The following is a 13,656-nucleotide window of genomic DNA, read 5'->3' as shown; positions in this document are numbered from 1 at the left end:
TTACCACGCATGAAGCCTTCTATTGTTGCCAAACTGGAAGCGTTACAAGAGCGCCATGAAGAAGTGCAGGCGCTGCTCGGCGATGCCGGCGTCATCGCCGACCAAGACCGGTTCCGCGCGCTGTCGCGAGAATACGCGCAGCTGACCGACGTCAGCCGCTGCTTCCTGGAATGGCGTCAGGTGCAGGAGGATCTGGAGACGGCGGAAATGATGCTGGACGATCCGGAGATGCGCGAGATGGCGCAGGAAGAGCTGAAACAGGCGCGGGCGGCCAGCGAAGAGCTGGAGCAGCAGCTGCAGGTCTTGCTGCTGCCGAAAGATCCGGACGATGAGCGCAGCTGCTTCCTCGAGGTGCGCGCCGGCACCGGCGGCGATGAGGCGGCGATCTTCGCCGGCGATCTGTTCCGCATGTACAGTCGTTACGCCGAAGGCCGCCGCTGGCGCGTCGAGGTGATGAGCGCCAACGAAGGCGAACACGGCGGCTTCAAGGAAGTGATCGCCAAAGTCTCCGGCGACGGCGTGTACGGCCAGCTGAAGTTTGAATCCGGCGGCCACCGCGTGCAGCGCGTGCCGGAAACCGAATCCCAGGGGCGCATCCACACCTCCGCCTGCACCGTGGCGGTGATGCCTGAAGTGCCGGAAGCCGAGCTGCCGGACATCAACCCGGGCGATCTGAAAATCGACACCTTCCGCTCCTCCGGCGCCGGCGGCCAGCACGTTAACACCACCGACTCGGCGATCCGCATCACCCACCTGCCAACCGGCATCGTGGTGGAGTGCCAGGACGAACGTTCACAGCACAAAAACAAAGCCAAGGCGATGTCGGTGCTGGGCGCGCGCATTCGCGCCGCCGAGATGGCCAAGCGCCAGCAGGCCGAGGCGTCCACTCGCCGCAACCTGCTGGGCAGCGGCGATCGTTCCGACCGTAACCGCACCTACAACTTCCCGCAGGGGCGGGTGACCGACCACCGCATCAACCTGACGCTCTACCGTCTGGACGAGGTGATGGAAGGCAAACTGGACATGCTGATCCAGCCGATCGTGCAGGAGTATCAGGCCGACCAGCTGGCTGCGCTGTCCGCCGAGCAAGAGTGATGGACTATCAACACTGGCTGAAAGCCGCCGCCGCGCGTTTGACCCACAGCGACAGCGCCCGGCGCGACGCGGAAATCCTGTTGGGTTTCGTGACCGGCAAGGCCAGAACTTTCCTGATGGCGTTCGGGGAAACCCTGCTGACGCCGCCGCAGCAACAGCAACTGGAGACGCTGCTGGCGCGCCGCGAACGCGGTGAGCCGGTGGCCTATCTGGTGGGCGAGCGCGAGTTTTGGTCGCTGCCGCTGTCGGTTTCGCCCGCAACGCTGATCCCACGCCCGGATACCGAATGCCTGGTGGAACTGGCGCTGGCGCGCCTGCCGCCGCAACCCTGCCATTTCCTCGATCTTGGCACCGGCACCGGCGCCATCGCGCTGGCGCTGGCCAGCGAGCGCCCGGATTGTTCGGCAATCGGCGTCGATGTGCAGCCGGAGGCGGTCGCGCTGGCGCAGCACAATGCGCGCAAGCTGAATATCGACAACGTCCGATTTCTACAGGGCAGCTGGTTTGCGCCGGTGGCGGGGCAACGCTTCGCGCTGATCGCCAGCAATCCGCCCTATATCGATGCCGCCGATCCGCATTTGTCGCAGGGTGACGTGCGCTTCGAGCCGGGCAGTGCGCTGGTCGCCGCCGATCATGGGCTGGCGGATCTGGCCGCCATCGTGGGCCAGGCGCCGCACCATTTGCAGCCCCAGGGTTGGCTGCTGTTGGAACATGGCTGGCAGCAGGGCGAGAGCGTGCGCGCGCTGCTGCAGGCCGCCGGATTTTCCGCTGTCGCCACCCACCGTGATTACGGCGACAACGACCGCGTGACGCTCGGCCAATGGCCGGGATAAGCGCCCCTCATAATAACGACGCCCGGGCCATTTAAGGGAGCATCATGACTGCATACACCGCGTTGAAACATTTCCATTTGCTGACGGTCGCCATCAGTATTACCTTGTTTGTGCTGCGTTTCTACTGGCAGTGGCGCCGCTCGCCGATCATGGGCCGCCGCTGGGTCAAGGTAGCGCCGCACCTGAACGACACGCTGCTGTTCGTCAGCGGCATCGCGCTGGTGGTGACGTTCGGGTTTTATCCGCTGCTGGGTATGGACTCATGGCTGACCGAGAAGCTGTTTGGCGTTATTATCTATATCCTGCTTGGCTACGTCGCATTGGGCAAGAAGACCAAAAGTCAGCGGCTGCGAACCGTGGCGTTCGTGCTGGCGTTGGGCTGCCTGTACCTGATAATTAAACTTGCCACGACGAAAATACCGTTTCTGATGGGATACCTATGAGTAGCATTGCTGATTTTGAATTTAACGCCTCGCCGCTGAGCGAAGGGGTGATCCTGGTGTCGCAGTCGGTGCGGCGCGATTTCCCGGCTGCCGACGTGGAGCGAAAGCTGCAACAGCTGGTAGACGAAGCGCGCGCGGCGGTGCCGGCCGATATCACTCAGGAGCAGCAACTGGATGCGCTCATCGAGCTGTTTTACAAGACCTGGGGCTTCGGTGGCGCCAGCGGCGTGTACCGCCTGTCGGACGCCATCTGGCTGGACAAGGTGCTGGAAGGGCGGCAGGGCACGCCGGTCTCGCTGGGCACCATTTTCCTGCACATCGCCAACGCGCTGGATCTGCCGCTGCTGCCGGTGATTTTCCCCACTCAGCTGATCCTGCGCGCCGACTGGCTGGACGAGGAGCTGTGGCTGATCAACCCGCTGAACGGCGAAACCCTGAGCGAACACCAGCTGGAAGTGTGGATCAAGGGCAACCTGGGGCTGGGCGCCGAGCTGGAAGACGACGACCTCGACGAGTCGGAGAACATCATGGTGGTGCGCAAGATGCTCGATACGCTGAAGGCCGCCCTGATGGAGGAAAAACAGCTGGAAATGGCGCTGCGCACCAGCGAAACGGTGCTGTGCTTCGATCCGGAAGATCCGTACGAGATCCGCGACCGCGGGCTGATTTACGCCCAGCTGGAGTGCAACCATATCGCGATTTCCGATCTCAACTATTTTGTCGAGCAGTGTCCTGAAGACCCGGTCAGCGAAGTGATCAAAGTGCAGATCCATTCGATTGAGCCGAAACAGGTGACGCTGCATTAATTCAATGACTCCGCGCAGTGTGCAAGGCGACGGTTACAACCTTAACAAAGGCGAAAGCATGAAACAGAAAGTGGTTAGCATTGGCGATATCGACGTAGCAAACGATCTGCCGTTTGTGCTGTTTGGCGGTATGAACGTGCTGGAATCGCGCGATCTGGCGATGAGCATCTGCGAACACTACGTCACCGTGACGCAAAAACTGGGCATTCCTTACGTATTCAAGGCCTCTTTCGACAAGGCCAACCGCTCTTCCATCCACTCGTACCGCGGTCCGGGCCTGGAAGAAGGGATGAAGATCTTCGAAGAGCTGAAAAAAACCTTCGGCGTGAAAATCATCACCGACGTGCATGAAGCGGCGCAGGCGCAGCCGGTTTCCGAAGTGGTTGACGTGATCCAGCTGCCGGCCTTCCTGGCGCGCCAGACCGATCTGGTGGAAGCGATGGCGAAAACCGGCGCGGTGATCAACGTCAAGAAGCCGCAGTTCGTCAGCCCGGGGCAGATGGGCAATATCGTCGACAAGTTCAAAGAGGGCGGCAACGACCAGGTGATCCTGTGCGATCGCGGCAGCAACTTTGGCTATGACAACCTGGTGGTCGACATGCTGGGCATCAACGTGATGAAAAACGTGACCGGCGGCCATCCGGTGATCTTCGACGTGACCCACGCGCTGCAGACCCGCGATCCGTTCGGCGCCGCGTCCGGCGGCCGTCGCGCTCAGGTGGCCGAGCTGGCGCGCGCCGGCATGGCGGTCGGCCTGGCCGGCCTGTTCCTCGAAGCGCACCCGGATCCGAACAACGCCAAGTGCGACGGCCCGTCCGCGCTGCCGCTGGACAAGCTGGAGCCGTTCCTGGCGCAGATGAAAGCCATCGACGACCTGGTGAAGAGCTTCCCGGAGCTGGATACCAGCAACTAAGCGCTCGTCGCCATAAAAAAAAGCCCGACTCGTCGGGCTTTTTTACGTTTAGGCGCCGGTGGCCGCCAGCGCTTCCGGCAGCGTCGGGTAGAACTGCAGGCGGCCCTCGATCGGTTGCACCCGCGCGCGCGCCAGGGTTTTCAGCGGCTGGAACGGCACGTCGGTGATCACCAGCTTTTTGTCCGCCGGCAACTCGTCGATAAAGCGCCGCAGGGCGCTCAGGCCGCCGGCGTCGAGCACCGGCACCGCATCCCACTGCAGCACGATCGTGCGGTAGCCTTCGCTGCGCGCCAGCAGTTCGGTAAAGATGCGCTCGGCGGCGGCGAAGAACAGCGGGCCATTCACCCGCAGCACCAGGCGGCCGTGGTCGGCGCTCAGCTCACTCAGCTTTGTCATACGGGCGATACGGCGCATAAACAGCAGCGACGCCAGCACGATGCCCACGGTAATGGCGATCACCATATCGAACAGCACCGTCAGCGACATGCACAGCAGCAGCACCAGAATGTCGTCCTTCGGCGCCCGGCGCAGCAGGTAAACCACCTTGTGCGCCTCGCTCATGTTCCAGGCGACCATCAGCAGCAGCGCCGCCATCGCCGCCAGCGGCAGGTAAGAGAGCCACGGCGCCAATACCAGCAGCGCCAGCAGCACCAGCAGCGCGTGGATGATGGCGGACACCGGCGAGGTGGCGCCGGCGCGCACGTTGGCCGCCGAACGGGCAATCGCGGCGGTGGCGGTAATGCCGCCGAAGAACGGCGCGATGATGTTGCCCGCGCCCTGGCCGATCAGTTCGCTGTTCGAGTTGTGCTTCTTGCCGGTCATGCCGTCGAGCACCACCGCGCACAGCAGCGATTCGATCGCGCCGAGCATCGCCATCGAAAACGCCGCTGGCAATAGGGCGGAAACGGTTTGCCAGCTCAGGGTGAACGGCTGCCCGCCGCCGCCCGGCAGATCCCAGGGCAGCAGCAACTGCGGCAGGATCGGCGGGATGCCCTGTCCGCTGCTGCCGTCGGCCAGCAGGTAGCTGAAGCGCGAGCCGATGGTCACCACCGGGTGATCAAACAGCGCCAGCAGCCCCATTAGCGCGGTGCCCGCCAGCAGCGCCGGTAGGTGGCCAGGCACCCGCAGGCCGAGCTTGGGCCAGAAGATCAGGATCAGGAGCGTCACCGCGCCGATCAGGGTATCGCCGAAATCCAGCGTCGGCAGCGCCTGCAACAGGGCGTGCAGTTTGCCGACGTAATTTTCCGGCGTGTGCGCCAGCTGCAGGCCGAAGAAGTCCTTGATCTGCATGGTGGCGATGGTGATGGCGATGCCGGAGGTAAAGCCGAGCGTCACCGGCAGCGGAATGTACTCGATCAGCCGGCCCAGGCGCGCCAGCCCCATCAGCAGCAGAAATACTCCGGAGATCAGCGTGGCGACCAGCAGGCCGGCCAATCCGAACTGCTGCGAAACCGGATACAGGATCACCACGAAGGCGGCGGTGGGGCCGGAGACGCTGTAGCGCGAACCGCCGCTGACGGCGATGACGATGCCGGCGATGGCGGCGGTATACAGGCCGTACTGCGGCGGCACGCCGCTGGCGATCGCCAGCGCCATCGCCAGCGGGATGGCGATAATGCCGACCGTCACCCCGGCGATAGCGTCTTTCAGCAACCGCGCCAGGCTATAAGGTTCCCGCCAGCAGGCGTCTATCAGCGCGCTGAAGGGGCGAATTTTGTTTATTTCATGCGTTTTCATCTACGGTGCGTACCAAATCTTCAAAAGTGAAAGGAATGGCGGGCCCGATGAGGTCCGTCTTGTCACGTGACAGATACCATACGCCTTTTGCTCAGCGGATTACCAGACCTGTGTCAATTTGGCGCAGGAAATCAGAGAGTCGCCCTTTTGTTTGGGGCTAAATGCCGATAACAGATAAGTCAGCCGCAGATTCTGCGGCTGAAAAGGAAAGGAATAATCAAGGTTTTAACGGCTAGTGGAGCGCGGGAAGGGATAAGCCGAGAAAGTGGGCTAAAGTGCTTACCAGCAGCTGGTGATCTTCCTTCTGCGGCGCGCCGGAAATGCTGATGCTGCCGACGCAGCCGAGGCCGGTCAGGGTGAGCGGGAAGGCGCCGCCGTGCACCGAATAGTCGCGCACGCTCAGCCCGTAGCGTTCCTCCAGCGACGTTTGCCGCTGCTGCAGGCGCAGGCCGATGGCGTAAGAGCTTTTGTGAAAATGATTCACCAGATTGCGCTTGCGCCGCACCCAGTCGGCAATGTCCGGCGTGGCGCCCGGCATGGCGTAATAAAACAGCGTTTGCCCGGCCAGTTGGATCTCGATGGCGATGCTCAGGCCGCGCCGCTCGGCGGCGGTTTTCAGCGCCGCGCCCAGTTCCCAGGCGGTGGCGGCGTCAAAATGGGTAAAGGCCAGCGTCGCTTCCTGTTCGCTGAGCGCCTGCAGTTCATCGTCGATATTCATGCGGTTCTCCCCCGATAACACAGGGCACAGAGTAGCCTGAAGCGTCTGGGGAGGGATAGAAGGCTTGGCGATAAGATAGAACCGCCCGGCCGCAGCCGGGGATGGGAGTGTGCGCCCCGGCGAGCGGGGCGCGTGGCCTCAGGCCGCCAGCGTGTGTTCGCGGAAGGCGTCCAGCAGCTCTTCGGTGAACGTCAGGCGTTTTTGGCGATCGGCCAGATCGAGCGTGAACTTCAGCTTGCTCGGGCCGTCCAGGCGGTAAACCTGCGGATTGCCTTGCAACAGGCCGATCAGATAACCGGGATCGACGCGGTTGTTGTCGCCGAACTCGATAAAGCCGCCGCGCTCGTTGCTCTCGATGCGTTTGATGCCCAGCTTCTGCGCATGCAGGCGCAGCGCCGCGCACTGCAACAGGTTGCGCGCCGCGTCCGGCAACTGACCGAAGCGGTCGATCAGCTCGACTTTCAGCTCATCCAGCTCGCCGTCGCTCTTCGCGCTGGCGATGCGCTTGTACAGCGACAGGCGGGTATTGACGTCGGGAATGAAATCTTCCGGCAGCAGCGCCGGCATGCGCAGTTCCACCTCGGTCTGGCTGCTGGTGAGATCTTCCAGCGACGGTTCGCGGCCATTTTTCAACGCATCGACGGCGCTTTCCAGCAGCTCCATGTAGAGCGAGAAGCCGACGGTGGTCATCTGGCCGCTCTGGTCTTCGCCCAGCAGTTCGCCGGCGCCGCGGATCTCCAGATCGTGGGTCGCCAGCGCGAAACCGGCGCCGAGATCTTCCAGCGACGCGATGGCCTCGAGCCGTTTATGGGCGTCGGTGCCCATGGCTTTCGGGTTTGGCGTCAGCAGATAGGCGTAAGCCTGGTGGTGCGAGCGCCCGACGCGGCCGCGCAGCTGGTGCAGCTGCGCCAGGCCGAAGCGATCGGCGCGCTCGATGATGATGGTGTTGGCGCTGGGAATATCGATGCCGGTTTCGATGATGGTGGTGCACACCAGCACGTTGAAGCGCTGGTGGTGGAAATCGTTCATCACCCGTTCCAGATCGCGCTCGCGCATCTGGCCGTGGCCGATGGCGATGCGCGCTTCCGGCACCAGCTCCGCCAGGCGCTGCGCCGCTTTCTCGATGTTTTCGACGTCGTTGTAGAGGTAGTAAACCTGGCCGCCGCGCAGCACTTCGCGCAGGATCGCCTCGCGCACCACCAGGCTGTCGTATTCGCGCACGAAGGTCTTCACCGCCAAGCGGCGCGCCGGCGGGGTGGCGATGATCGACAGATCGCGCATGCCGCTCATCGCCATGTTCAGGGTGCGCGGGATCGGCGTGGCGGTCAGCGTCAGGATATCGACGTCGGCGCGCATCGCCTTGATACGTTCTTTATGGCGCACGCCGAAGCGGTGTTCTTCATCGACGATCAGCAGCCCCAGGTCTTTCCAGCGCAGATCGCTCTGCAACAGCTTGTGGGTGCCGATGATGATGTCCACCTTGCCTTCTGCCGCGTCGTCCAGCACCTGCTGCTGCTCTTTGGCGCTGCGGAAGCGCGACATCATCTCGATGCGGATCGGCCAGGTGGCGAAGCGATCGCGGAAGTTGTCGAAGTGTTGCTGCGCCAGCAGGGTGGTCGGCACCAGCACCGCCACCTGCTTGCCGTTTTCCACCGCCAGGAAGGCGGCGCGCATCGCCACTTCGGTTTTGCCGAAGCCGACGTCGCCGCACACCAGGCGATCCATCGCCAGCGGCTGACACATGTCGCTCAATACGGCATTGATCGCCTGTTCCTGATCCGGCGTGGTTTCGAACGGGAAGCTCTGGCAGAACAGCTGATACTGTTCGCGGTTGTGTTTGAAGGCGAAACCGGCCTTGGCGGCGCGCTGGGCGTAGATATCCAGCAGCTCCGCCGCCACGTCGCGCACCCGCTCGGCCGCTTTCTGCCGCGCGCGCGTCCAGGCGTCGCCGCCCAGTTTGTGCAGCGGGGCGTTTTCGTCCGCGCCGCCGGCGTAGCGGCTGATCAGATGCAGCGAAGAAACCGGCACGTACAGCTTGTCCTCACCGGCGTAGGAGAGGATAAGGTATTCGGCCTTGATGCCGCCGGCCTCCAGCGTGGTCAGGCCGACGTAGCGGCCGACGCCGTGCTCCAGGTGCACCACCGGCTGGCCGGGATGCAGCTCCGCCAGGTTGCGGATCAGGGTATCGGTGTTGATGGTGCGCCGGTTGTCCTGCCGGCGGCGGCTGACGCGCTCGCCGAGCAGATCGCTTTCGCAGATCAGCGCCCGCCGGCGCAGGCCGTCGAGGAAGCCGTGTTCCGCGGCGCCGACCATCATGTAACGGCCCGCCGTTTCCGTCTGATCGAGGCGTTGAATCAGCGCCGGCGCCAGCTTGATGCGGCCGAGCAGATCCTGCAGCGTTTCACGCCGCCCCTCGCTCTCGACGGAGAAAATTACGCTGCCGTCGAAGCCTTCGATAAAGCGCCGCAGGTTATCCAGCGGGGATTTATGCTGCGCCTGCACCGCCAGATCGGGCAGGGCATGGTAGTCCAGATTGGTATTGCCGGCCTTGGCCGGCAGCTCATCGGTTTTCAGCGCGATGCGCGGCCAGGCCTTCAGCTCGCCGAACAGCGCGTCGACGCGCAGCCACAGCGTATCCGGCGCCAGCAGCGGGCGCATCGGATCGACGCGGCGGCTTTCGTAACGCTGGTTGACGTCTTGCCAGAAGCGCTCGGCGGCGCCCTCCAGATCGCCGGTATTGACGATCAGCGTGTTGGCCGGCAGGTAGCTGAACAGCGACGGCAGCGGCTGGCTGAAGAACAGCGGCTGCCAGTATTCGATGCCGGCCGGCCAGGCGCTTTTGCTGACCTGCTGATAGATGTGTTCGGCGTCGCGGCGCACCTCAAACTGCTCGCGCCACTGGCTGCGGAACAGCTCGATGGCGTTCTTGTCGGTGGGGAACTCGTGGGCCGGCAACAGATTGATGGCCTCGACTTCGCTCAGCGTGCGCTGGGTATCGACGTCGAAGATGCGCAGGCTGTCGATTTCGTCATCGAAAAAGTCGATGCGGTAAGGCTCATCGCTGCCCATCGGGTAAAGATCGAGCAGCGCGCCGCGGGTGGCGAATTCGCCGTGTTCCATCACCTGATCGACGCTGCGATAGCCGGCCTGTTCCAGCTGCGCGCGCAGCTTGTCGCGCGACAGGCGCTGGCCTTTCTTCATCACCAGCGCGTGGCCGTGCAGGAACTCGTGCGGGCAGACGCGCTGCATCAGGGTATTGACCGGCAAAATGATCACGCCGCGCGCCATGGTCGGCAGATGATACAGGCTCGACAAACGATCCGAGATGATTTCCTGATGCGGCGAGAAGCTGTCATACGGCAGGGTTTCCCAGTCGGACAGCGTGGTCACCATCTGGTCGGTGAACTGCTGGATCTCGTCGCGCAGCCGCAGGGCGTTTTGCATGTCCGGCGCGATCAGCATCACCGGGCCAGGGTGACGTTCGACGATCTCGGCGCACTCCACGGCGCAGGCCGCGCCGGTCAGTTGCCCCAGCTGGCGCAGATCGCCTGCGCGATCGGGCAGAGAATAACGAGGGGATGAGGAACGGTTACGGCTATCGGAAGTGCTCATTCAGGTATCTTTAATCAATGTGTTAGAGGGCGTTCCGGCACGGATAACCCAGCGCCTTTATGCTGTTTATAGTAGCCCAGCGGCCGGCAAACTGACACAGCAAAAAGCGCTGCTCATCGCTTTTTTGCCGATTATTTAACCGGTTGACGCCGTCGGCTTTTTGCGGCAACGGGGCAATATTGCGCTCATCTGCCGCCGCCGTTCTCCTCTGCGCCACGCAATAAAAGGCCGTCGGGTGTTCCCTAAACGAGGGAGAGCCTTTATCATCCATGATCACTTTGCTTAAGCCACGGCTATCAAACGGATTTCATGTATCAACCTGTCGCGTTATTCATTGGCCTGCGCTACATGCGCGGGCGAGCCTCAGACCGCTTCGGGCGGTTTGTTTCCTGGCTTTCCACCATCGGCATTACGCTGGGGGTGATGGCGTTGGTCACCGTGCTGTCGGTGATGAACGGATTCGAAAAGGATCTGGAGAACAACATCCTCGGCCTGATGCCGCAGGCGTTGATCACCAGCCCGCAAGGATCGGTCAACCCGCAGCAGCTGCCGGCCTCCGAGGTGCAGAAGCTGCAGGGCGTCACGCGCGTTGCGCCGCTGACCACCGGTGACGTGGTGCTGCAAAGCGCCCGCAGCGTGGCGGTCGGGGTGATGCTCGGCGTCAATCCCGACGAGGCCGATCCGCTGACCCCGTATCTGGTCAACGTCAAGCAGCAGCAGCTGCAGCCGGGCCAATACAACATCATCATCGGCGAACAGCTGGCGGGGCAACTCGGCGTCAAACGCGGCGATTCGCTGCGCGTGATGGTGCCGAGCGCCAGCCAGTTCACGCCGATGGGCCGCATTCCCAGCCAGCGCCTGTTCACCCTCATCGGCACCTTCCATGCCAACAGCGAGGTGGACGGCTATCAGCTGCTGGTCAACCAACAGGACGCTTCGCGCCTGATGCGCTACCCGGCCGGCAACATCACCGGCTGGCGCCTGTTCCTGCAACAGCCGCTGGCGGTCGATACCCTCAGCCAACAGCCGTTGCCGGCGGGCACGATCTGGAAAGACTGGCGCGATCGCAAGGGCGAGCTGTTCCAGGCGGTGCGCATGGAGAAGAACATGATGGGGCTGTTGCTCAGCCTGATCGTGGCGGTGGCGGCGTTTAACATCATTACCTCGCTCGGCCTGCTGGTGATGGAGAAGCAGGGCGAGGTCGCCATTCTGCAGACCCAGGGGCTGACCCGCCGCCAGATCATGTCGGTGTTTATGGTGCAGGGCGCCAGCGCCGGCATCATCGGCTCGCTGCTCGGCACGCTGCTCGGCGTGCTGCTGGCCACCAACCTGAATAACCTGATGCCGATCCTCGGCGCCCTGATCGACGGCGCTTCGCTGCCGGTGGCGGTCGATCCGCTGCAGGTGACGATCATCGCCGTGGTGGCGATGGCGGTTTCCCTGTTGTCCACGCTTTATCCTTCATGGCGCGCTGCCGCCGTACAACCCGCTGAGGCTTTACGTTATGAGTAACCATCTTTTGCTGCAGTGTGACAACCTGTGCAAGACCTATCAGGAAGGCAATCTGCACACCGACGTGCTGCGCAACGTCAGCTTTGCCATGCAGCAGGGCGAGATGATGGCGATCGTCGGCAGCTCGGGTTCCGGCAAGAGCACCCTGTTGCACCTGCTGGGTGGACTGGACTCGCCGACCTCCGGCGAGGTGATCTTCAAGGGCGCATCGCTGAACGCCATGTCTTCGGCGGCCAAGGCCGAGCTGCGCAACCGCCAGCTCGGCTTCATCTATCAGTTTCACCATCTGCTGCCGGACTTCACCGCGCTGGAAAACGCCGCCATGCCGCTGCTGATCGGCGGCGCCAAGCCGGCGCAGGCGCAGGAGAAGGCGCGGGAGATGCTGGCGGCGGTCGGGCTGGAAAAACGCAGCAAGCACCGCCCGTCCGAGCTTTCCGGCGGCGAGCGTCAGCGCGTGGCGATCGCGCGCGCGCTGGTCAATAATCCGGCGCTGGTGCTGGCGGACGAACCGACCGGCAACCTGGACAAACGCACCGCGGACAGCATCTTCGATCTGCTGGGCGAGCTGAACGTGCGTCAGGGCACCGCTTTTCTGGTGGTGACGCACGATCTGCAACTGGCCAAGCGCCTGAGCCGCCAGCTGGAAATGGCCGACGGCCACCTGCAGGCGCAGCTGACCCTGATGGGGGCCGAGTAATGGCGGGAGCCTCACTGTCCTTCCTGACGGCCCTGCGTTTCAGCCGCGGCCGTAAACGCGGCGGCATGGTGTCGCTGATTTCGGTCATCTCCACCATCGGCATCGCGCTGGGGGTGGCGGTGTTGATCGTCGGCCTGAGCGCGATGAACGGCTTTGAGCGCGAGCTGAAAAACCGCATTCTGGCGGTGGTGCCGCACGGCGAGCTCGAGCCGGTCAATCAGCCGTTCAGCGGCTGGCCGTCGATTCTGCAGCGGGTGGAGAAGGTGCCGGGCATTGTGGCCGCCGCGCCGTACATCAACTTTACCGGCCTGATGGAGAACGGCGCGCAGCTGCGCGCGGTGGAAGTCAAAGGCGTGGATCCGCAGCAGGAGAGCCGGCTGAGCGCGCTGCCGCAGTATGTGCAGGGTGATGCCTGGGCCAACTTCAAGGCCGGCGAACAGCAGGTGATCCTCGGCAAGGGCGTGGCCGACGCGCTGGGCGTGAAGCAAGGCGCCTATGTGACGGTGATGATCCCCAACAGCGACCCGGACATGAAGCTGCTGCAGCCGAAGCGCATCCGTCTGCACGTGACCGGCATTTTGCAGCTCAGCGGCCAGCTCGATCACAGCCTGGCGCTGGTGCCGCTGGCCGATGCGCAGCAGTATCTCGACATGGGTGACAGCGTCACGGGTATCGCCCTCAAGATGAACGACGTGTTTGCCGCCAACAAACTGGTGCGCGACGCCGGCGAAGTGACCAACGCCTACATTTACATCAAGAGCTGGATCGGCAAGTACGGCTACATGTACCGCGATATCCAGATGATCCGCGCCATCATGTACCTGGCGATGGTGCTGGTGATCGGCGTGGCCTGCTTCAACATCGTTTCCACGCTGGTGATGGCGGTGAAAGACAAAAGCGCCGACATCGCGGTGCTGCGCACCCTGGGCGCCAAAGACGGCTTTATCCGCGCCATCTTCATCTGGTACGGGCTGCTGGCCGGGCTGCTGGGCAGCCTGAGCGGCGTGGTGATCGGGGTGATCGCCTCGCTGCAGCTGACCAACATTATCCGGGGCATCGAGAAACTGGTCGGCCACTCCTTCCTGTCGGGCGATATCTACTTCATCGATTTTCTGCCTTCCGAGCTGCACTGGCTGGATGTGCTGATCGTGCTGGCGACCGCCATCGTGCTGAGCCTGTTGGCCAGTTGGTATCCGGCGAGGCGCGCCAGCCGCATCGATCCGGCGCGGGTGCTCAGCGGACAATAAAACCTACGGGGAGGCAGCGATGCCGCCCCGTTTTTTTAGCCTG

The 13,656-nt window shown here is 63.2% G+C and carries 12 protein-coding genes; 8 read left to right on the top strand and 4 right to left on the bottom strand.

What is annotated here, in order from left to right; all coding sequences use genetic code 11:
• Nucleotides 1–9 precede the first annotated feature (9 nt).
• Genes prfA through kdsA form a run of 5 tightly spaced genes read left to right on the top strand, consistent with a single transcriptional unit; the run spans nt 10 to nt 4,090 of the window.
• Nucleotides 10–1,095 (top strand): peptide chain release factor 1, encoded by a 1,086-nt coding sequence (gene prfA, locus ACJ8HB_RS01145; protein WP_033646391.1) that lies wholly within the window; start codon nt 10–12, stop codon nt 1,093–1,095.
• On the top strand, nt 1,095–1,928 hold the full coding sequence (prmC, locus tag ACJ8HB_RS01140; RefSeq protein WP_047567967.1) for a peptide chain release factor N(5)-glutamine methyltransferase: 834 nt from the start codon (nt 1,095–1,097) through the stop codon (nt 1,926–1,928). Before prfA ends, prmC begins: the two co-directional genes overlap by 1 nt.
• Before the next feature lie 41 nt (nt 1,929–1,969).
• Nucleotides 1,970–2,371: a SirB2 family protein gene (locus ACJ8HB_RS01135; RefSeq protein ID WP_170913124.1), complete on the top strand. Its 402-nt coding sequence runs from the start codon at nt 1,970–1,972 to the stop codon at nt 2,369–2,371.
• Nucleotides 2,368–3,177 carry an invasion regulator SirB1 gene (gene sirB1, locus ACJ8HB_RS01130; RefSeq protein WP_033646388.1) on the top strand — a complete coding sequence of 270 codons (810 nt, stop codon included), beginning with the start codon at nt 2,368–2,370 and terminating at the stop codon, nt 3,175–3,177. The genes ACJ8HB_RS01135 and sirB1 overlap by 4 nt, the downstream gene beginning before the upstream one ends.
• Nucleotides 3,178–3,235: 58 nt before the next feature.
• Entirely contained in the window at nt 3,236–4,090 is an 855-nt protein-coding gene (gene kdsA / locus ACJ8HB_RS01125; RefSeq protein ID WP_004941087.1) for a 3-deoxy-8-phosphooctulonate synthase, read from the top strand.
• A 48-nt stretch (nt 4,091–4,138) separates the two neighbouring features.
• On the opposite strand, the gene dauA is transcribed toward kdsA, so the two are convergent.
• The 4 genes from dauA to ACJ8HB_RS01105 form a co-directional block, all read right to left on the bottom strand.
• Nucleotides 4,139–5,827, bottom strand: coding sequence for a C4-dicarboxylic acid transporter DauA (dauA, locus tag ACJ8HB_RS01120; RefSeq protein ID WP_047567965.1), 1,689 nt, complete (start codon nt 5,825–5,827; stop codon nt 4,139–4,141).
• Between the two features lie 232 nt (nt 5,828–6,059).
• On the bottom strand, nt 6,060–6,545 hold the full coding sequence (locus ACJ8HB_RS01115; protein ID WP_047567963.1) for a heme-degrading domain-containing protein: 486 nt from the start codon (nt 6,543–6,545) through the stop codon (nt 6,060–6,062).
• Nucleotides 6,546–6,683: 138 nt separating this feature from the next.
• Nucleotides 6,684–10,157: a transcription-repair coupling factor gene (gene mfd / locus ACJ8HB_RS01110; protein WP_047567961.1), complete on the bottom strand. Its 3,474-nt coding sequence runs from the start codon at nt 10,155–10,157 to the stop codon at nt 6,684–6,686.
• A gap of 22 nt (nt 10,158–10,179) precedes the next feature.
• Nucleotides 10,180–10,428: a hypothetical protein gene (locus tag ACJ8HB_RS01105; protein WP_047567959.1), complete on the bottom strand. Its 249-nt coding sequence runs from the start codon at nt 10,426–10,428 to the stop codon at nt 10,180–10,182.
• Nucleotides 10,429–10,466: 38 nt separating this feature from the next.
• Between ACJ8HB_RS01105 and lolC the strand changes: the two genes are divergently transcribed.
• Genes lolC through lolE form a run of 3 tightly spaced genes read left to right on the top strand, consistent with a single transcriptional unit; the run spans nt 10,467 to nt 13,613 of the window.
• The gene (gene lolC, locus ACJ8HB_RS01100; protein WP_047567957.1) at nt 10,467–11,669 is read left to right on the top strand and encodes a lipoprotein-releasing ABC transporter permease subunit LolC; all 1,203 of its coding nucleotides are present in this window, start codon (nt 10,467–10,469) and stop codon (nt 11,667–11,669) included.
• Complete coding sequence (lolD, locus tag ACJ8HB_RS01095; protein ID WP_033638178.1) at nt 11,662–12,366, top strand: lipoprotein-releasing ABC transporter ATP-binding protein LolD; 705 nt, start codon at nt 11,662–11,664, stop codon at nt 12,364–12,366. Before lolC ends, lolD begins: the two co-directional genes overlap by 8 nt.
• Nucleotides 12,366–13,613 (top strand): lipoprotein-releasing ABC transporter permease subunit LolE, encoded by a 1,248-nt coding sequence (gene lolE / locus ACJ8HB_RS01090; protein WP_047567953.1) that lies wholly within the window; start codon nt 12,366–12,368, stop codon nt 13,611–13,613. The genes lolD and lolE overlap by 1 nt, the downstream gene beginning before the upstream one ends.
• Nucleotides 13,614–13,656: the final 43 nt, after the last annotated feature.

This window comes from Serratia sp. CY27727, from assembly GCF_052169275.1.
GTDB lineage: Bacteria > Pseudomonadota > Gammaproteobacteria > Enterobacterales > Enterobacteriaceae > Serratia > Serratia sarumanii.
The sequence above is the reverse complement of the archived record's forward strand: the minus strand, read 5'-3'. Positions and strand labels throughout refer to the sequence as shown.